Source organism: Acinetobacter sp. YK3 (assembly GCF_001729365.1).
GTDB classification, from domain to species: domain Bacteria; phylum Pseudomonadota; class Gammaproteobacteria; order Pseudomonadales; family Moraxellaceae; genus Acinetobacter; species Acinetobacter vivianii.
In genome coordinates this window covers 41,322-59,891 of record NZ_LZPJ01000092.1, presented here as the reverse complement: position 1 = coordinate 59,891, position 18,570 = coordinate 41,322, and the positions used below count along the sequence as shown (strand labels likewise).

Annotated in this window: 19 protein-coding genes; 12 read left to right on the top strand and 7 right to left on the bottom strand. The window is 40.0% G+C overall.

Going from position 1 to position 18,570, the window contains the following annotated elements; translation table 11 throughout:
• Nucleotides 1-145: 145 nt before the first annotated feature.
• Nucleotides 146-502, top strand: a complete 357-nt coding sequence (locus A9Z07_RS10690; RefSeq protein ID WP_069578537.1) for a GtrA family protein — start codon at nt 146-148, stop codon at nt 500-502.
• Nucleotides 499-1,425: a glycosyltransferase family 2 protein gene (locus A9Z07_RS10685; RefSeq protein ID WP_069578535.1), complete on the top strand. Its 927-nt coding sequence runs from the start codon at nt 499-501 to the stop codon at nt 1,423-1,425. Before A9Z07_RS10690 ends, A9Z07_RS10685 begins: the two co-directional genes overlap by 4 nt.
• Nucleotide 1,426: 1 nt before the next feature.
• On the opposite strand, the gene A9Z07_RS10680 is transcribed toward A9Z07_RS10685, so the two are convergent.
• Nucleotides 1,427-1,873 carry a pilin gene (locus tag A9Z07_RS10680; RefSeq protein ID WP_069578533.1) on the bottom strand — a complete coding sequence of 149 codons (447 nt, stop codon included), beginning with the start codon at nt 1,871-1,873 and terminating at the stop codon, nt 1,427-1,429.
• A 310-nt stretch (nt 1,874-2,183) separates the two neighbouring features.
• Between A9Z07_RS10680 and tfpZ the strand changes: the two genes are divergently transcribed.
• Both tfpZ and A9Z07_RS10670 read left to right on the top strand, forming a co-directional pair.
• Nucleotides 2,184-2,918 (top strand): TfpX/TfpZ family type IV pilin accessory protein, encoded by a 735-nt coding sequence (gene tfpZ, locus A9Z07_RS10675; protein WP_069578532.1) that lies wholly within the window; start codon nt 2,184-2,186, stop codon nt 2,916-2,918.
• 81 nt (nt 2,919-2,999) lie between these two features.
• Nucleotides 3,000-4,652, top strand: coding sequence for a PglL family O-oligosaccharyltransferase (locus A9Z07_RS10670; RefSeq protein ID WP_069578530.1), 1,653 nt, complete (start codon nt 3,000-3,002; stop codon nt 4,650-4,652).
• 62 nt (nt 4,653-4,714) lie between these two features.
• Here the strand turns inward: A9Z07_RS10670 and bfr are convergent, their stop codons facing one another.
• The 6 genes from bfr to gmk all read right to left on the bottom strand — a co-directional run bounded on the left by bfr (nt 4,715) and on the right by gmk (nt 9,661).
• Nucleotides 4,715-5,179: a heteropolymeric bacterioferritin subunit Bfr gene (gene bfr / locus A9Z07_RS10665; protein ID WP_004657459.1), complete on the bottom strand. Its 465-nt coding sequence runs from the start codon at nt 5,177-5,179 to the stop codon at nt 4,715-4,717.
• Nucleotides 5,180-5,446: 267 nt separating this feature from the next.
• A complete protein-coding gene (locus A9Z07_RS10660; protein ID WP_004776027.1) occupies nt 5,447-5,641 on the bottom strand; it encodes a bacterioferritin-associated ferredoxin in 195 nt (64 codons plus the stop codon).
• A 181-nt stretch (nt 5,642-5,822) separates the two neighbouring features.
• Entirely contained in the window at nt 5,823-6,203 is a 381-nt protein-coding gene (locus A9Z07_RS10655; protein ID WP_004657462.1) for a RidA family protein, read from the bottom strand.
• A gap of 164 nt (nt 6,204-6,367) precedes the next feature.
• The gene (locus A9Z07_RS10650; protein ID WP_069578528.1) at nt 6,368-8,482 is read right to left on the bottom strand and encodes a RelA/SpoT family protein; all 2,115 of its coding nucleotides are present in this window, start codon (nt 8,480-8,482) and stop codon (nt 6,368-6,370) included.
• A gap of 207 nt (nt 8,483-8,689) precedes the next feature.
• Entirely contained in the window at nt 8,690-8,968 is a 279-nt protein-coding gene (gene rpoZ, locus A9Z07_RS10645; protein ID WP_004657467.1) for a DNA-directed RNA polymerase subunit omega, read from the bottom strand.
• Between the two features lie 69 nt (nt 8,969-9,037).
• On the bottom strand, nt 9,038-9,661 hold the full coding sequence (gmk, locus tag A9Z07_RS10640; protein ID WP_004776023.1) for a guanylate kinase: 624 nt from the start codon (nt 9,659-9,661) through the stop codon (nt 9,038-9,040).
• Between the two features lie 103 nt (nt 9,662-9,764).
• On the opposite strand from gmk, the gene ispH reads away from it, so the two are divergent.
• The 8 genes from ispH (at nt 9,765) to A9Z07_RS10600 (ending at nt 18,349) form a co-directional block, all read left to right on the top strand.
• Nucleotides 9,765-10,715, top strand: a complete 951-nt coding sequence (gene ispH, locus A9Z07_RS10635; protein WP_069578526.1) for a 4-hydroxy-3-methylbut-2-enyl diphosphate reductase — start codon at nt 9,765-9,767, stop codon at nt 10,713-10,715.
• A gap of 140 nt (nt 10,716-10,855) precedes the next feature.
• Nucleotides 10,856-11,338: a Tfp pilus assembly protein FimT/FimU gene (locus A9Z07_RS10630; RefSeq protein WP_069578524.1), complete on the top strand. Its 483-nt coding sequence runs from the start codon at nt 10,856-10,858 to the stop codon at nt 11,336-11,338.
• Nucleotides 11,338-11,841, top strand: coding sequence for a type IV pilus modification protein PilV (pilV, locus tag A9Z07_RS10625; RefSeq protein ID WP_171258964.1), 504 nt, complete (start codon nt 11,338-11,340; stop codon nt 11,839-11,841). Before A9Z07_RS10630 ends, pilV begins: the two co-directional genes overlap by 1 nt.
• 1 nt (nt 11,842) lies before the next feature.
• A complete protein-coding gene (locus tag A9Z07_RS10620) occupies nt 11,843-12,901 on the top strand; it encodes a PilW family protein (protein ID WP_069578520.1) in 1,059 nt (352 codons plus the stop codon).
• Nucleotides 12,898-13,686, top strand: coding sequence for a pilus assembly PilX N-terminal domain-containing protein (locus A9Z07_RS10615; protein ID WP_069578517.1), 789 nt, complete (start codon nt 12,898-12,900; stop codon nt 13,684-13,686). The genes A9Z07_RS10620 and A9Z07_RS10615 overlap by 4 nt, the downstream gene beginning before the upstream one ends.
• Nucleotides 13,687-13,703: 17 nt before the next feature.
• Nucleotides 13,704-17,387: a PilC/PilY family type IV pilus protein gene (locus A9Z07_RS10610; protein WP_069578515.1), complete on the top strand. Its 3,684-nt coding sequence runs from the start codon at nt 13,704-13,706 to the stop codon at nt 17,385-17,387.
• 9 nt (nt 17,388-17,396) lie between these two features.
• On the top strand, nt 17,397-17,891 hold the full coding sequence (locus A9Z07_RS10605; RefSeq protein WP_069578512.1) for a type IV pilin protein: 495 nt from the start codon (nt 17,397-17,399) through the stop codon (nt 17,889-17,891).
• Entirely contained in the window at nt 17,885-18,349 is a 465-nt protein-coding gene (locus A9Z07_RS10600; protein WP_069578510.1) for a type IV pilin protein, read from the top strand. Before A9Z07_RS10605 ends, A9Z07_RS10600 begins: the two co-directional genes overlap by 7 nt.
• The last annotated feature ends 221 nt before the right edge of the window (nt 18,350-18,570 follow it).

Sequence of the window (18,570 nt, the reverse complement as noted above, 5' to 3'; positions counted from 1 at the left end):
ACATTTAATAATTTAAAAAAAGAAAAATTATTTCTTAAAAAGATGAATGATTTTCATCTTGTACAAAGAAAAAAGTTTTTTGATATTTATGAAGTAGAAGATGAAAATTTAATTGTTATTTACTTGAAGAAATCAGGGGGCCTATATGAATAATTTTACTAAATATATTATTTTTGGAGGTGTGAATACAATTGTGCATTGGTTTATATTTTTTTTACTGCATACTTTTTATTTTAAACAATATATATGTAATTTTATAGGATTTTGTTGTGCGGTTGTGTCTTCTTATATTATAAATGCTAAGTATAATTTTAAATCTAAGCAATCCTTTAAAAACTTTAGTCTTTTTTTTTGTTTAATGGGTGGAGTAAATTTAAGTATAGGCAGATTTGCTGACAGCTTAGAATTCTATCCGTTTTATACTTTATTGGTTTCATCTTTATTAAGTTTGTTTATAGGATATTTTTTCTCAAAGTATTTTGTATTTAAGGAGAATAAATGAAAATCTCTCTAGTTGTTCCTGTCTATAATGAACAGGAAACGATCAAAATTTTTTATGATAAAATACGTTCCTATCTTGCATTAAGTTGTTATAAAATAGAAATTATTTTTATTAATGATGGAAGTCAAGATGCAACAGAAGAAATTATTTATTTGCTTGAAAGAAATGATCCTTTGGTTCAATCAATAAGTTTTACCCGAAATTTTGGTAAAGAAGCTGCATTGATGGCGGGTTTAAGTCATACAACAGGTGATGCTGTTATTCCTATAGATGTTGACTTGCAAGATCCAATTGAGTTAATTCCAGACATGATTGATAAGTGGAAAAATGGAGCAGAAATTGTACTTGCTAAAAGAATAGATCGTTTAAGTGATACATGGCTAAAACGAGTGACAGCCTCTATTTTTTATCGAATGCATAATAAAATTAGTTATCCAGCTATTGAAGAAAATGTTGGAGATTTTCGATTATTATCTCGAAATATTGTTGAGCAAATTTTATTGTTATCTGAAAAGAATTTATTTATGAAAGGAATTTTTTCATGGGTGGGTGGTACAACTGTAATATTAGAATATAAAAGAGATATAAGGAGTGCAGGTGAAACCAAGTTTAATGCCTGGAAATTATGGAACTTAGCTTTAGAAGGAGTGACGAGTTTTTCAACATTGCCTTTACGAATTTGGACATATATTGGTTTATTGATTGCTACATTATCTTTTTTATATGGAACATGGATGATTTTACAAACTTTAATATGGGGAAATCCTGTTAAAGGTTATCCTTCATTATTGGTTTCTATTTTATTTCTCGGGGGGGTGCAGCTTATTGGTATAGGGGTGTTGGGTGAATATTTGGGACGAGTGTATATTGAAGTTAAAAATCGACCACGTTATTTATTAAAATATAAATCCCCTAAAAAGTGATTTAGCTACCTGTACATGCTTTAGGTAAATATTTTTGTGCTATATCAGGTGATGTACATGACCAACTAGCCGCCCCTAAATCCGCTGTTTGACTAATTAATGCGATGACTAAATGTTTGCTTTGTAAGCCTTTAGAAACGCCAAAACTTTTAAAAGTAAATTCAACAGCACAGATAGAGCCGGTTTGAGTAATGGGGGTGACAGAATTGACATAACTTCCATTACCGTCACTAGGAGAGCTTAATCCCATTTCGGCAAGTGTTGGGCATGTTGATGATTGACTATATACATTACTAATTGCGATTTTATATTGACTGGAAAGTACTAATACTTCCGAAACTTGGGAGCGAGCAATATAATCTTGATAGGCAGGAATAGCAATGGCTGCCAAAATACCAATAATTGCGACCACAATCATTAATTCAATTAATGTAAATCCTTTTTGCATAATGATTTCCCCTAAAAATAAGATTATATTTTTATTTTAAGCAAAAAAAATGCCATCTTATAAAATTATTATAAAACAAATATTTAAATTTGTTTTTATAAGATGGTGAGTCTAAAAAATGTGATGAAGTGACAGTTTTTGTTAACAGGGTTACTGAAAATTGTTAGGCGAGATAGGGGGAGTGATCATTATATATTCTAAGATTACATACAGCCGTACTTTTTGATTACATACAGCCGTGCTTTTTTTATCTTATATCATTATAATTTGAGTTCGCATGATTAAGCGAAATATACGGAAACATAAAATAATGTCAAAACGCCTTAAATTTTTTCTGAGACATTTAACACTCTCTTTTTTAATTGCGTTGATTGTGATAAGCATTGTATTTTTTATTTGGTATCCATCTCCATTGGCAAAAGCAGTTGGTGTGACACATATCTTTTTAATGATGCTAGCAATTGATGTCATTATTGGACCATTACTAGGACTTCTGGTTTATAAAGAAGGAAAAAAGACTTTAAAGATGGATCTAAGCATTATTATCCTGATTCAGATTATTGCATTAGGTTATGGCGTTTATAGTATTGCTCAGGGGCGTCCAGCATGGCTGGCTTATAATGTAGACCGCTTTGAGCTAGTACGTAATAATGAGATTCTTACCGAACAGATAGCTCAAGCAAGTCCTCAATATCAACAACCTTCTTGGTTGAAACCTCAATTTGTCGGCGTTGAGTTTGCTAAAGATAAAAATATTCGTAGTGATGATATGTTTGCAGAAGTGCTAGGAGGAATTTCGATTGCCCAAAAACCAGAACGCTATGTACCCCTAGATAAAGTGAAAAGCCAGATTCAACAACATGCACAAAATTTGAATATATTAAATCAGTTTAACGATAAAGCTTTGGTAGAAAAGATATTATCTAACTATCCCCAAGCAACTGCCTTTGTCCCTTTAAAAGCCAATGCAGTAGACATGACCGTTCTCATAAACAAAGAAAAAGGTGAAGTTGTTAAGATCGTCGACTTACGTCCGTGGAAGTAAATTGTAGTTTTTATCTAATATTCGATTTCTATCTCAAGGCTTAACGATATAATTCGCTAGGCCTTTTTTCATGTATGACCTATGCAATTTTTATGCTTTTTACTTGCCAGCATCTTGTTTAGTTTTGCCTGGCTATCCCCAGTCCATACCTATCCCTGGGTGACCTTTTCCAGTGAACTGGCAAGCTTTGGCGGTGGCGTGGCGTTACTGGCCCTGCTGTTCAATAAAAATGTAAAAATCCCGCGTCCTCAAATCTTGATGCTTGGTATTGCTTTAATTCCGCTATGCCAGTGGGCTTTTGGCCTGATTACGGATTTCAGTACAGCATTCCTCAGTTCTGCTTATCTCTTTGTATTCTGGTTAATGATCATTGCAGGATACAACCTAAGCCTGCAAGCAGAGCAACGGGAACGTATCATGCTGGGTGTGAGCTATCTATTGCTGAGTATTTCTTTTGTCAGTGCGATCATGGCCATTGTGCAGTGGCTAAATCTCGAAGCCTATATTGATGGAATTATACAGCTCAAAACCAGTCGCCCTTATGCCAACTTTGGACAACCGAATAATCTGGCAACCTTTTTAATTATGGGCCTGATGGGAGGCTTATATTTATATGAAAAAAGAAGGCTGACCTTATGGTTATTAATCCCAGTCAGCTTGATCACACTATTTGCAATCACGCTGACTCAATCAAGAACCTCTTGGGTGGTCTGTATTTTCCTGTTTTTTTACTGGATTTATAAGCAATACAAAAACTCACCTCGATTTAACTTCCCAAGATTATTGCTTTGGGTAGGGTTGTACTTTGTCATTGCAGGTTACTTATTGCCTGTTCTGACACAGCTTTTAAGCTCAAGTATCGATACCGGTGTGACTCAAACAGCATCCATTGCGCAACGTGCAGGTTCAGGACATGAACGGCTTGGTATGTGGGTACAGATATTACATGCAATCGCTGACAAGCCTTGGTTTGGCTATGGCTGGAGTCAAACCAGCATAGCGGTGGTCGAGAGCATTCAATTTAATACCGTACAAGTCTGGTATAACAGTGCGCATAATGTGTTGCTCGATTTACTGGTCTGGAACGGTGTGCCTCTGGGGCTGTTGATTATTGGCTATATCTCATTATGGTTATTCTGGCTCAATAAAAATGCCAAGGATATGACCTCGATCATTGCGATCTTGATGGTCTGTGCAATCCTGATTCATGCGATGCTCGAGTTTCCACAACGCTATGCATATTTCTTGCTGCCAATGGGCTTCTTGCTAGGATTGATTCAGGCGCAGACTCCGAAGTTAAAAGGAGTAACGGTCAATAAGAATGTCATCCGCTTTGTTGGCGTGTGCGCACTTATCGTGGTATTGCTGATTTGGCGTGACTATAAGCTTTATCAGGACAATAGCCGTCTGGTCTTTAAAAACCAACAGCCGACAGCAGAAGTTTTGGGAAGTTCTAAAATTTTAGTTTTGACCCAGTTCCAGCAACGTCTCGACTGGATTGCGTTAAAACCACAGGTAGAGATGTCTGAGGCGGATTTAAGACTGTTTGGGGAAATGGTGAAGAATAAAGCCACACCATACAACTTGAAGAAGTATGCGCAGTTACTGGCTTACAACCAAAAGTTAGAGGAAGCAGAACAACAGCTCGTTGTGTTGAGACAGCTGTATAAACAAAAGGTGAGTCTGGCAGACATCATCGAATTAAATAAAAAGGCGCAGATAAAAAAGTCTTAAGCTAGGCTTTTTGCAATAAAAAAAACCAAAGCAATGCTTTGGTTTTTTTATTGGCGATCTTTTTAAATCTGGCTTTGAATATAGTTTTCAATACCCACATTTTCAACCAGATCAAGTTGTGTATCGAGCCAGTCCCAATATTCTTCTTCTTTCTCTAGAATTTCCTGAACTAAATCACGGGTCACATAATCTTGTTCTGCTTCAGCAAGTTCAACCGCTTGCTTGATTGCTTCAATATTTTCTTTCACTTTACGGATGTCGCAGTTCAGGACTTCTTCGGTGTGTTGACCAATATAGAGTTTGCCTAAATGCTGTAGGTTCGGTAAACCTTCCAAAAATAAGATACGCTCAATGACTTTGTCAGCGTGTTTCATTTGACGGATCGATTCTTTGTATTCGGCTGAACCTAACTGCTCAATACCCCAATCATTAAACATACGAGAGTGTAAGAAATATTGGTTGATGGCGGTTAAATGGTGGTAAAGCACCTGATTCAGTTGGTTGATAACTTCGCGATTGCCTTTCATTGCGTTTACTCCAAAAACACCAAGTGTTGATGCCCTAGTAGCTAAGGCAATTTATCTTATATTAATCAACAAATAATGTTCTGGCGAGTAATTTATAGAACGGCAAATGAAAATCACAATCATAAGTGGAGTATTTGAAACTCCGTAACATCATTATAGAAATATGATTTTCATAAAAAAACCGCTGGATGAGGAACTTAAAAGTTCTGCAAGAAGCGGTGGAGTCGTAAAAGATGCGGTAAATTAAGAGGTAATTTTTAAGCAAAATCAGGCTGCGATGGAGATGCGTGCTGCAATTTCAGCAAGCTCATCACTAATAATTGCGCGTGCTTCAGGCGCACAACGACCACAACACGTGCCTAGGTCGAGTAGGTCACGGATTTCACGATAGCTTTCAGCGCCGTTTGCAACAGCGTCTTTGATATCCTGATCTGTAATTCCACGACATAAACAGACATACATGGGAGTGATCCACAAATATAAATGCGATAATTGATATTATTGATAATTATTATCGTTTGTCAATGAATTTCATTCTAAGCGGTAGAATATGTTTATTGGGAATTTGAATAAAAAAATACCGCTTTATCGGCGGTATTTTGAGTGTTTTTTATCTTATTGATAACTATAAGTTAAAAATATCTTATGGAATGATCACAATCCCATCCATTTCGACCAGTGCGCCTTTTGGCAGGCTGGCAACACCGAGTGCTGCACGTGCTGGGTAGGGTTGAGCAAAATATTCGCCCATAATCTGATTCACGAGTTGGAAGTGAGATAGATCAGTCAGAAAGATGTTGAGTTTGGCAATGTCTGCCAAGCTACCGCCAGCAGCAGTACAGACTGCTTTCAGATTATCAAATACACGACGGATTTGAGCTTCAATTCCTTCTACAAGTTCCATACTGTACGGATCTAAGCCAATCTGGCCTGATAGATAGAGCGTGTTGCCAACAAGAATTGCCTGAGAATATGTTCCGATAGCAGCAGGGGCGTGTTCAGTATGAATAACTTGACGTGACATTAAGCTCTCCTAAGTCCTATGTTTTCTCTTAAACAATGAGACTTTAACACAAAAGCGCAGACACGAAAGGGCTGAATACTGTTTAGTCGCTGTTGTTTGAACTTATTCCTGAGTTTTTATTGAGGTCGTATGCTTATCATTTACGTTACGGCCTTAGGGTTGGCTTAATTGACGGTTTCAGCTTTAGATACTTCAGGCTGCACAGTGGGCATGTTCAGGCGTTCGATACGAGGGAAACCGAAGTGCATACGTAAGTCGCGAATGATTTGGGCAATCTGATTACGGTTGCTGACCACGATGTTGACATAGGTTTTATGGTCTTGAGATTGAACCATTTCAACACCTGTTTTGGCTTTACGGCATTGATAGATCAGGTCAGAAATTTGTTCATCATTCATTTCCATATGAATGCATAAGTAGGCACTAAAGCGGACATCATCAATTTCTTCAGATTGCCAGTTGAGCGGCATGATATTTTCTGGATGCAGATGTTGTTCATGCAATAAATTACGACAACGCGAGCGATGCACGATTAAACCACGTCGTGATAAGTGCCCTTGGATTGGATCACCTAAAACAGGGTTGCAGCAATGTGCATATTTGACATCGACACCTTCTGTACCTGCGATGAGGCGGTCAGAAGCTTCCTGATGCTGTGAATAGTCTTGCGAAAATAAATGATTGGCCACCAGTTGAGGTAATAAGTCACCCACCGCAATTTGTTCAAAAAGCGTATCTTTACTGCTGACATGACGCCATTCCAGCACATTGATCCAGTCGGTTGGTGAAAGATCATTGATCGAGCGCTGAAACAATTTTAAAGCACGATTCAGGGCTTGCTGACCCACCAGACGTTGTTCATCAATATCTTGTTCACGCAGCATGTTCTGTAAGGCACGACGGGCTTTTTGGGTATTAATAAAGCTGAGCCAGTCCGGATTTGGTGTCGCAAGGACATCGGTAATGATCTCGACCACTTGACCGCTATGCAACGGTGTCGATAAAGGACGGATTTCTCCATCTACTTTGGCGCCTACGGCATGGTTGCCTAAAAATAGGCTAGCTGAGTAGGCAAAATCAACAACAGTTGCGCCTTGCGGTAATTCGTGCAATTGCCCGTGTGGGGTATAGACCCAGATTTTTTCTTGGTGTAAATAATCGAGTAAGTCGCTAAATGTCGTTTTCGCGCAACCGCTATCGATCAATGTATTCAGATTCTGCATAGATGCTTGAATCGCAGAACGGCAGGCCTGCGGCGCATTTTCCCCAAGGACTACCCCGAAACGCGCAGCTTTGCGCATTAGTTCGGTTTGAATGGTCAAGGAAAGCGTGGTTTTCTCACCTTTCAGCTTGATCATTAAGGACTGGTTGCCGCCAGGGAGTGGACGACGAATATGATCGCTATATTGTAAAACCTGAAAATTATCTTTGAGCGCATCGACTAAACGGTCACAGTCAGCGATGCTTTGTAAAATAATTTCAAAGGCATGGCTATGGCTGAGTTCATTCAGGTCGATTTCATTTTTAACAAAGTGGCGGAGTAATTCGATATTGTTATTTTTCTTTTTAATACGACCTTTTAAATCATGATTTTTTAACAGGTCAGTCAGTTTCTGTTCCCAGATCGCCTGATATTCACAACGTTTTGGTTTGGTTTCTAATAATGCGGTTTGCACATCATTAAACATATCCAGATCAAGATTTTGATAGCAGAGATGTTCAAGATTATCCGCCATTTCATTCATACCGACCAGACGCGCCATCGGTACAAAAATATCAAAGGTTTCCTGCGCAATACGCGCGCGTTTATCGGGACGGAGCGCGCCCAAGGTGGTCATATTATGATAGCGATCTGCCAGTTTAATAATAATGACACGTGGGTCTTGTAGCGTTGCTTGCAGAATTTTTCGGAATGATGCGGCTTTGTTATATTCTTTATCGCTAGAATGGCTGAGTTTGGTGACACCATCGACCAGCTCGGCAACCACCAGACCATATTTTTGTCCGATTTCATCTTTGGTAAATTCAGTATCTTCAATTACATCATGCAGTAAAGCTGCCATGAGTGTATCCGCATCCAGACGCATATGCGCGAGAATGCAACTGACCGCAATCGGGTGTAATACATAGGGTTCACCGCTTTTACGGGTAATACCGCTATGGGCTAAATCAGCAAAATCGCAGGCAGCAAGCACACGTTGAACGTCGCTATCCTTGAGATAGGCTTCAATGATGACTTTGAGCTGTTGCTTGGCTTGGCTGACTTCTTCGCCTGGCATATAACACCTTTTTAACATGAATTCAGTAATGAATAAGCTTATCTTCTAATGAAAAGCAAATTGCAAAGCTTGTCAATTTGTTCATTATAAAAACTCGTAAATTTTTTCAATGAAGTATATTGTTTTTACCAATATAACGCTGAATTTTACAACAAACAAAAAAGCCCAGTGTCTTCACAATGGGCTTTTCAGCAAAGCAAATTCGATTTAGAAAGTGAAACCTTCTAAGTTTAATGAATTTGTTGACAATACCATATCAAGATTTGATGTTTGGTAGTCTTGGTCGCGTTGTTTTAAAATTTCTTTAGTGACATGACCCACTGCGATCTCGCGTAATGCAACCACTGTTGGTTTGTCATTATCCCACTCTACAGTTGGTTCCATACCTTGACGTGCCAATTGACGTGCACGTTTACTCGCTACCAGTACCAACTCGAAGCGGTTATCTACATGGTCTAAACAATCTTCAACGGTTACACGTGCCATAAGTTGTCTCGTCTGAACATCACATTTGAAAGACTGAGTAGTATAAAAGGCTTTTATACAAGACTCAAGTTATTCGCGATTAAGGGTAATCAAGTTTTCGATTAATTGCTGGTGGCGGTTGCTTTGTTGCAAGGTCACCAAACGGTTTGCGGTAATAATGGCTTCTAGGTCATGCACTGCCTTGTTGAAATCATCGTTGATAATGACATAGTCAAAACTGGCAAAATGACGCATATCTTCCACGGCACAACTCAAGCGATGTTCGATCACGTCGACAGAATCTGTGCCACGGTTCGACAGGCGCTGTCTTAAGTCATACTGGGTTGGAGGGAGGATAAAGATCTGTTTTGATTCAGGAAAAAGTCGACGAACCTGTTCAGCACCTTGCCAGTCAATTTCAAGTAAAACATCGTGACCTTGCTGGAGTTGTTCTTTTACTTTGGCTTGCGAAGTACCGTAATAGTTTCCAAATACTTCTGCGTATTCGATGAAACCACCTTCATCGACTTGTGCTAAAAAACTTTCTTTACTGGTAAAATGATAGTGAACACCATCAAGTTCACCAGGGCGCTGACCGCGTGTAGTGTGTGAGACAGAAACGTGTAGGTTGCTGACTCGATCGAGTAGGGCTTTGACCAAAGATGTTTTGCCCGTTCCTGAGGCTGCAGAAACGACAAACAAGAGACCCGACATGATATTTTTCCTGAATATGATAAAATATCTTGGCTATTGTAGTGTAGCGTGCCATTAAACGAAATAGTTTGGCGTAAAAATTCAGTTGATCAGAGAGGTTGTTATGGAAATCGTGTTGGCCAATCCACGAGGCTTTTGTGCTGGTGTTGACCGTGCTATAGCAATCGTCAATCGGGCACTGGAATGTTTTAATCCGCCAATTTATGTCCGTCATGAAGTGGTACACAACAAATTTGTGGTTGATGACTTACGTCAGCGTGGCGCCGTTTTTGTTGATGAGCTAGATCAGGTTCCTGATGATTCTATTGTGATTTTTAGTGCGCATGGTGTATCCAAAGCGGTACAACAAGAAGCTGATCGCCGTGGTTTAAAAGTATTTGATGCAACCTGTCCGTTGGTCACCAAAGTGCATATCGAAGTGACTAAATATGCCCGTGAAGGAACTGAAGCCATTCTGATTGGACATGAAGGCCATCCAGAAGTTGAAGGCACAATGGGCCAGTATGATAAAACCAAAGGTGGCGCAATCTATCTAGTCGAAGACGAAGAAGATGTTGAAGCTTTAACGGTCAATCATCCAGATAAAGTGGCTTTTGTTACTCAAACTACGCTTTCAATTGATGATACAGCGAAAGTGATTGATGCTTTACGGGCGAAATTTCCTCAAATTCAAGGCCCGCGTAAAGATGATATTTGCTATGCCACGCAAAACCGTCAGGATGCAGTACGTGATCTTGCTGAGCGGTGTGATGTAGTATTGGTGGTCGGTTCGCCAAACTCATCCAACTCAAACCGTTTACGTGAACTGGCTGAGCGTATGGGTAAATCTGCTTATCTGGTCGATAATGCTGATCAGTTGCAAAAAGACTGGTTTAAATCGGATAGTAAAATTGGTGTGACTGCGGGTGCATCTGCACCTGAAATTTTAATTAAACAAGTGATCCAGCGGTTACAAGATTGGGGTGCAACACCACCAAAAGAGTTACAAGGACGTGAGGAAAATATCACTTTTAGTCTACCAAAAGAGTTGCGTATACAGGTGATACAAGCCTAATTTTATTAGAAAAATGTGAACTAGAAACGGATGGATGACACTCCATCCGTTTTTTTTGCTGCTTATCTGCTTTGTATTGGTTCTGTAAAAATAAAAATTAAGATAGAGTAGTGAATTTTTAAAAATTAGGTGCTGGGGAAATGGGGAAAACTCGGGGATTCACCTTAATTGAATTGATGGTGACAATTGCGGTGTTGGCTGTGATTGCGATGATGGCTGTGCCAGTATTTAACAATATGATGCTGGCCCAGAACTTTAATAAAAGTACACAAGAATTAATCCTGACTTTAAATCAAGCAAGAGCAAAAGCTGTACAGGAAAGAAGAGAAGTAGAGGTTTCCTTAAAATCAGATTCTACATCTACACCAAGTGCAAATACGGATTCTCAATTCAATTGGATGCCAGTGGGTAAAGCAGTTTTAAAGTCTGGTTCTAACATTTCTGTTTACTTTAATTTGACGGGTGGGGTTTGTGCTTTAGATGGCAGTACACCTGCAAAATGCATTCCTGTAAATAGCGATACAAGTATTGAAATCTGCAATAAAAGTTCTGGTGATAAGTCAAAAACTGTCAGTGTTTCACGTATGGGAACCATTCAGCAAACAACAGATGGGGCATGTTAATGAAACGCTTAAATCATCAACGTGGTGTTGGTCTTGTTGAAATTTTGGTTGCGCTATTAGTACTTGCCATTGGGGTATTAGGTTTTGTGACATTGCAGTATCGCTCATTAGAGGCAAGTGCTGAAAGTACTTCTCGTGTACAGGCCATAACGCTTGCTCGGGATTTAGCTGAGCGGATTCGGGTCAATCGCAATTCATTTAGTGTATATCAGGAAGAACTGTCTGATTCTAAGAAACAGAAAACATCAGCAAAGGAATGCATTGGTACAACAGTTTGTACAGATAAAGAGTTAGCTGATTTTGATATCGCACAGGTTGCCACAAGAGCTGCTTCTTTAGGTATGACCATGAATATTATGGACTGTCAAAATACCAGTAATCGTCAATGTATTTATGTCGCTTGGGGGGATTCAAGTGCAACGGATGGGACAGGAGTAGGAGATTGTACGAATGGGAGTGCTTATAACCCAGTCTCAACCTGTGTGATTATGGAGACCTATTAAAATGATAAAACAAGCAGGTTTCACATTAATTGAATTAATGCTCTCTTTAACGCTAGGTTTGATTATTACAGCTGCTGCGGTCCTGTTATTTTTAGCAGGTCAAAAAAGCTTATCGATGCAACAGGGGGTAGCCGATATACAGGATAATGCCAATTTCGGTTTGAACTATTTAACCCAAGATATTCGGTTGGCGAATCTAAATAATTTTAAAGCAGTGATTAATGATCAGACGGCTTATGGTGGAATCGTTCTAACCTCTTCAACAAATGCCCAGAAGGATGCGCAAGGTACGGCATTAAGTAATATCTTTCATCAGGTTGAAGGAAGTAATGTTGCAGCTAAATTTTTATCTGCAAGTGGTATAGCTCCCTCGAACGTACAGATTAAAGGTACTGATATTTTAAGTGATCAATTGGTGATTCAATATGTGCCGCAGTATGTTCTGAATCCAGCAGGGACAATCTGGAATGGGGGATACGATTGCGAGGGGAATGCACTAAATTTTCCTGTGACCCAACCAGCTAAAGGTGGTGAATTTGGACAGCAAGTTATCGTTCAACGCTATTTCTTAAGAGTCGACAATAATAAGAATGGGAATGAGCCAAATCAGGCTCTAGCTTTAGCTTGTGATGCTGGACGCTATCCGGTTGAGCCAGCTAAAGCAGTAAACCCTACAGATCCATTACCTGCCATGGCGGTTACAGGCTATGGGGATGCAGGTGAAATCATCATGAAACGCGTTGATCATTTTAGGGTTCTGCTCAACATTCAAGATGATAGTGTAACTGCACCAGGAGCTAGCCGTCGCTATATTACCTTTAAAGATTATATGGCTTTGCCTTCTCCGCGTCCTCGCATTGTAGCGGTACAAATCGGTATATTGGCGCGCTCGGCTCAAGCGGTTAATAAAGAAAATAGTATTAATGATGACCAGATTTTTAGGGTGTTGGACCAAGAGGTCACAGTTAAAAAACCGAAAGCAGGTAGTCCTAAGTATATAAGACAGGTCGTAGCGCAAACGATTGCTTTACGTAACGTTATTGGGGAGCGTGGACAATGAGGCAGCATCAAACTGGCGCAACCTTGATTGTTGTGTTGATCTTTTTATTGGCCATTACAGTAATCGGAACACTTGCTATTCGCCAAAGCATGGTGGGGCTGAATATTGCAACCAATAGTCAAGTGTCGCAATTGGTCATGCAGAACTCAGATGCCTCTTTCTTTAATATCGAAGAGGCGAATCAACTGATTCAAAGTTTGGGTGCCAATGGAATGTTTGGTTATATCAGCGGTGCAAATGATAAGAATAAAGAGCTTGTATTTTGTTTTCGTGGTGATCAGGCCAGTTTTTTCGATTTGAATCGGGCAAGTCTGATGATTTGGGAAGATGGGGCGAAGAAGCCTACAAATAACAGTTTGGGGTCAGATGGTTATTGTGATGCGGTTGATACGAGTGGGAACTGGTTCACCAGCGGGCGTAAAACAGTCATGACTCAAGTTGCAGTAAAGTTTTCAACAGTAACTCGGAATGATCCATTTTATGCACGTCAACGAGGGGTAGATCCTAAAACAGGACAAATTGAAGATGCAAAGATAGTCAAGGTTTTTGCTGTTTCGCTTATGCCAAGTTTAACTAATGTTGACCGTTCAGAGATTAATACATGCTTACAGTCGCATATGAGTGAAGTCACTATTCCAGATGGAACCACTGCACCTGTAATTGATGAAAATGCAGTAGCGGTAAAAGATAATCCTTTGAAAAACGTTACGGAATGTCTAACCAGTTTAAATGTGCCTTTCACAACGCAAGTGAGTGAATACAACATAACTCAGAATTTCTCTTAAACGGGGAGTAAATATAGATGAATAAAAATATGAAACAGAATCGTAAAACCACATTTTTTCGTCAAAAATTACTCGCCATGAGTATTGCTGGGTTGTTTACGGGAGTTGTGAGCACCAGTGTTACTCAAGCCAGTGATATTGATATTTATCAGGAAGCTAAGTCAGGTGAGATTACCTTGATGTTTATGCTGGATATTTCTGGGAGTATGGGAGGATCTGGTTCATATGATGGGACAGGACAAGAGCGTATCGCTCGTTTAAAAACAGCAATGCAAGACTTATTGAACGGTAATGCAACAAAGAAAATTACCAAACTTAGCGATGACAAAGTTATTGGGTTATCTACCCTCGGTGCATATCAGAATAATAGGGCATACGATACGGGTGCTATTTTAGTACCTGCACGCCGCTTGGATGCTGTTATTGGAACCAAAACCCAACGTCAGATTTTATCTGAAAAGATTAATGGATTAAGTGCGAGTACGTGGACGCCAACATCACGTTCTTATGCGGAAACTGCGGCCTACTTACTTGGACAGACTACCGCCTCAAGATATCGCACAGTTTCCGATATGCCATATTATCGCAGCTATGAATACGGTGGCCGTACTGTTGTACAGCAATGTACATCGTGGAACTCAAGCTATTCGAGTTGTAGTTCAGGTTCATGGGCAACTGTATCAGGCTCGGTACCTCCAGGTAATTCAATAGCTAAACGTGAATGTTTTATTTCTCGTTATTATGATAACCAGTTTTGTTATGATTATTCTGGTGTGATTAGTATTGCCAACAATAATACGGGCTTTCCTTACTCGGCAGCAGATACAAAAAATACGGATCAAACTTTATATCAAATTCCATCTTCCTTAACTCAGAATGACGAAATTAAAAAATGTAGCGGGCAAGGGATTTATGTTTTAACGGATGGTGATCCAACCCGAGATATTGATTCCCTGCCATTAATACAAGGGGCTTTAGGAGAGAAAGGGACAGGTTTCACTTGTACAACCACGGGTACCAATGATGCAACCAATAGTTATGATTGCTTGAACAATCTTGCGTTAACGCTGCTTGATCCAAGCAAGAACCCATCCGGTCTAAAATTCAAAACCGCTGTGGTTGGTTTTGGTAGTAGCTTTAATAATGTTGCCTCTTATGACAAAACCAAAACCCAGCAACAGAATATTGATGCTTTAGGAACCATTAATACCAATGTAAAGAGAGCAGCTTATTGGGGGATTATTGGCGAAGGTGGCTGGTATTCGGGGAACAGCTCTCAAGATGTTGTCGATAGTGTAAATGCTTTTCTGGGCGAGTTAGGTACAGACATTCCTGCGGTCACGACGGGTTCACCTACCATTCCTAAAGATAGTCTTAATCCAGCCGTACTACAAAAACAGGCTTATTTCCCCCAGTTTCAACCCACACCTGATAAACCGTATCAACTTTGGGCTGGAAACCTTAAAAAATATAATGTTATTAGTGGTATTCTAAAAGATAAAGGCGATAATAAAATTACGGATTCTACCGGACGAATCGTCGATAACTATGACTTGTGGTCTAAGGCGGTAAGTACTGAGCAAGCAATTAAAGATGCGGATGAAAATACGCCAGGAAGTACCAAGTTTGCACTTAGAGGAGGAGCCTGGTCACAACTAAAATTAAAAATTGCTGCAGGTGAGGCGACAGAAAGCCGTAAATTATTAACCAATCGTATTGCAAGTGGAACAGGCACTTCTGCAACATTTGTTACTGGTTCAAGTTTACGACGTGTGACGAGTGGTGATTTAACTGATGCAACTTATCGAAATGATGCAAATCGTGGTTACTTGATGTTGCTTTTAGGTTATGGGGTTGATGCGGCAAATCCGAATACAATTACAACCACCTCACTTAGCTCAGCGCCTGAGTTACGCCAGATTGGTGCAGTCATGCATTCATCTCCTCTATTGGTAACCAATAAAGGCAAGGTGACTTATACCAAAGGTGTTGTAGGCTCAGAAAATCGTGAAGATTATGTGCTATTTGGTACGACACAGGGCTTATTACATGTCGTGGATGCTAAAACAGGCGAAGAAAAATTCTCTTTTGTCCCGAATGAAATGATTGAGAAACAAAAACAAGCTTTCCAAAAATATGATACGACAACCGGCGGCATGGCAAATCTTTATTATGGGATTGATGGGCCTTGGACAGCTTATACCGAATATGTGATAGATGGCTCTGGTAACCTCACCGTCGGTTCTGGTAAAGGAATTAACCAGAAGGGTAAACAAGTCGTGTATGGTGGCTTACGTATGGGCGGACGAAGCTACTATGCTTTAGATCTGCAAAATATAAATGATCCTAAATTGAAGTTCCAGATTTCTCCTGCAGAAGGAAAAGTCTATAACAATACTAATCCAACAGGTAAGGCATATTCTGAACTGGCAAAAATGGGGCAGAGCTGGTCAAAACCGACCATTGCCTGGGTAAATTGGGCCGGCAAGCGTAAACGTGTGATGTTCGTAGGCGGAGGATACGATGCTGGTGGTACCGATGGTAATGCCAATAGTGGGGGGTATGAGAGTGATACATATAATCAAACCAATCAGATTGGTGGTGGTGTCTATATGTTCGATGCTGATGATGGTACGCCATTATGGTGGGCGAGTGCCAATGCCACCAATACAACAACAGGGGTAATTGGTTTAAAATCAGATGATCTGAAATATAGTGTAGTCAGTGAAATTCGAACCGAGGATCGTGATGGTGACGGTTTGGCTGATCATCTCTATTTTGGTGATTTAGGTGGACAATTATTCCGTATCGATTTAGATAATAAAGCCAGTACAGCCTCAAGTTTTGCGAAAGCACCTCGTTTATTGTTGAATTTACACAAAGCTTCAGGAACTACGGGTACCAGTCCTCGTTTTTATGAGATGCCAGCTTTTTCGATTTATGATTATGCGGGAAGTACTTTTGCAGTCGTCTCAATTGGTAGTGGCAACAGAAGTACGCCATTAAAGGATTATACTGTTGGCACTTCTGGTTATGATTATGATGCTGTCTATAATATTTATGATAAAGATGTAGCTGCCCGTGGTTTATATAATTCTGGTTATAGCTATTCAACTACTACAGTGACATTAGCAGACTTAGGCGATGGAAATTTAGGAGAGGTCAAAGCAAGCAATCGAAATGACAATACGACACTTGTTGCACCTTATGCCAAGAAAGGATGGTTTTACCGTTTCCAATCTAACAAACTACAGAGTGCCAAAGTTTTTGCCACGCCGATTGCTTTAAATAATCGTCTATTTGTCTCGACGTTTGATGGAAGTAAACCCGGTTTATCGGGGGACTGTGGTGCTGGTGTCAAAGGCGAAAGCTTCCTAAATCAGTTCTGTATGCCGTATGGCCAATGTGATAAGACGGTTGTATCAGGTTCAGGTATTGCGTGTAGTACTGGTGATGGCTGTTCATTAGGGGCAGGAATTCAATACACTGCCATTGTGGATGATGCTAAGGACTGTGATCCGACCCAAGGAGAGTGTGGTGGAGGCGGTAGTGGTGGACCTGGGCCGGGAGATGGGAAAAACAATAAAAATTACTGTGTTTCAACAGGGAACCGTGGGGCGATGACGAATAATGGTGTTATCTCTTCTGGCAGTAGTGAAATGTGTTTAATCCCTCAACGCTGGTATGAACGTTCAAGATAGGAATGAGTCATGTTAAATAAGAGATTCACTCCTTCTAAGGGTTTTACTCTAGTTGAACTGATGATTGTTGTGGTTATTGTCGCTATTTTGGCGGCAATAGCGATACCGAGTTATCAGGTATATGCCCGCCGAGCTCAGGCTTCTCAAGCTCAGCAAGAAATACAGCGGCTGGCAACAGAGCTGGAAAAGCATAAAAGCCGTAATTTTAATTATATTAACTTTTCGACAGTGCCCAATGCATCTCCAGCTATGAATCAGGTGGTTTTACCTGCAGGCGCAACAGGTGCAGCAATTAAATATACAATCACTGTGCAAGATGGCGATGATCCGACAAAAACACTCTTTGCGAATGGTGTTAATGGGCAAAGCTGGATCATTCGGGCACAAGCTGCTGATGCAAAAAATTGGAGTTTTGTTCTGAACAGTAATGGTCTACGCTGTAAAAGACAGGATAAAACTATTGCGTTAGATTGCTCAGGATCTGGAGTCGAGTCAACATGGTAAAGCAAAACAGAGGTTTTACATTAATTGAGTTGATGATAGTCGTCGCCATTATCGGGATTTTAGCTGCGATTGCTTACCCTTCATATCAAGAATATGTTCGGAGAACCAAACGTGTTGATGCACAGGCAGATATGATTGAGCTTGCCGGACGTTTGCAACGCTACAGAATCGCGAATTTTACATTTTTAAAATCCGATGGCGCCACACCAATCGCAATTGCTGATGTTGGGCACACGGGTACACTGCCAGAATCAGGTGGTGCAGCGTTATATACCTTGGCTTTATCTAATGTTAGTGCTGGCACATGGACATTGACCGCGACCCCAACGGGAGCGCAAACAGGGGATGGCCACATCGTTTTAAACCATCGAGGGGAGCGCTGCTGGACCAAAGGGAGTGATAAAAATAGTGGTACAGCCTGTACTCCATCCGCAACTACCAACTGGGACGGTCGCTAACTTTTTTATAACTATGATTGGCGAACTAGAGAAAGCAAACCCTAAAGAGGTTTGCTTTTTTTATGAATAATTTTTGATGTTATTTAACATTATTGACAATAATAACAAGTGAATGTGATCAAATTATCACTTATCTGCTGTTCTATACCTTTTATCCCCTAATGGTAGCTTTTCGTGTATTTTAGGTTGAAATTGATAATTAAACATGAAAACAATCACGA

Bases quoted from the DNA above. Each gene is read 5' to 3' on its own strand.
- A9Z07_RS10690 (WP_069578537.1), top strand. From the start codon at position 146: ATGAATAATTTTACTAAATATATTATTTTTGGAGGTGTGAATACAATT.
- A9Z07_RS10685 (WP_069578535.1), top strand. From the start codon at position 499: ATGAAAATCTCTCTAGTTGTTCCTGTCTATAATGAACAGGAAACGATC.
- A9Z07_RS10680 (WP_069578533.1), bottom strand. From the start codon at position 1,873: ATGCAAAAAGGATTTACATTAATTGAATTAATGATTGTGGTCGCAATT.
- tfpZ (WP_069578532.1), top strand. From the start codon at position 2,184: ATGTCAAAACGCCTTAAATTTTTTCTGAGACATTTAACACTCTCTTTT.
- A9Z07_RS10670 (WP_069578530.1), top strand. From the start codon at position 3,000: ATGCAATTTTTATGCTTTTTACTTGCCAGCATCTTGTTTAGTTTTGCC.
- bfr (WP_004657459.1), bottom strand. From the start codon at position 5,179: ATGAAAGGCAATCGCGAAGTTATCAACCAACTGAATCAGGTGCTTTAC.
- A9Z07_RS10660 (WP_004776027.1), bottom strand. From the start codon at position 5,641: ATGTATGTCTGTTTATGTCGTGGAATTACAGATCAGGATATCAAAGAC.
- A9Z07_RS10655 (WP_004657462.1), bottom strand. From the start codon at position 6,203: ATGTCACGTCAAGTTATTCATACTGAACACGCCCCTGCTGCTATCGGA.
- A9Z07_RS10650 (WP_069578528.1), bottom strand. From the start codon at position 8,482: ATGCCAGGCGAAGAAGTCAGCCAAGCCAAGCAACAGCTCAAAGTCATC.
- rpoZ (WP_004657467.1), bottom strand. From the start codon at position 8,968: ATGGCACGTGTAACCGTTGAAGATTGTTTAGACCATGTAGATAACCGC.
- gmk (WP_004776023.1), bottom strand. From the start codon at position 9,661: ATGTCGGGTCTCTTGTTTGTCGTTTCTGCAGCCTCAGGAACGGGCAAA.
- ispH (WP_069578526.1), top strand. From the start codon at position 9,765: ATGGAAATCGTGTTGGCCAATCCACGAGGCTTTTGTGCTGGTGTTGAC.
- A9Z07_RS10630 (WP_069578524.1), top strand. From the start codon at position 10,856: ATGGGGAAAACTCGGGGATTCACCTTAATTGAATTGATGGTGACAATT.
- pilV (WP_171258964.1), top strand. From the start codon at position 11,338: ATGAAACGCTTAAATCATCAACGTGGTGTTGGTCTTGTTGAAATTTTG.
- A9Z07_RS10620 (WP_069578520.1), top strand. From the start codon at position 11,843: ATGATAAAACAAGCAGGTTTCACATTAATTGAATTAATGCTCTCTTTA.
- A9Z07_RS10615 (WP_069578517.1), top strand. From the start codon at position 12,898: ATGAGGCAGCATCAAACTGGCGCAACCTTGATTGTTGTGTTGATCTTT.
- A9Z07_RS10610 (WP_069578515.1), top strand. From the start codon at position 13,704: ATGAATAAAAATATGAAACAGAATCGTAAAACCACATTTTTTCGTCAA.
- A9Z07_RS10605 (WP_069578512.1), top strand. From the start codon at position 17,397: ATGTTAAATAAGAGATTCACTCCTTCTAAGGGTTTTACTCTAGTTGAA.
- A9Z07_RS10600 (WP_069578510.1), top strand. From the start codon at position 17,885: ATGGTAAAGCAAAACAGAGGTTTTACATTAATTGAGTTGATGATAGTC.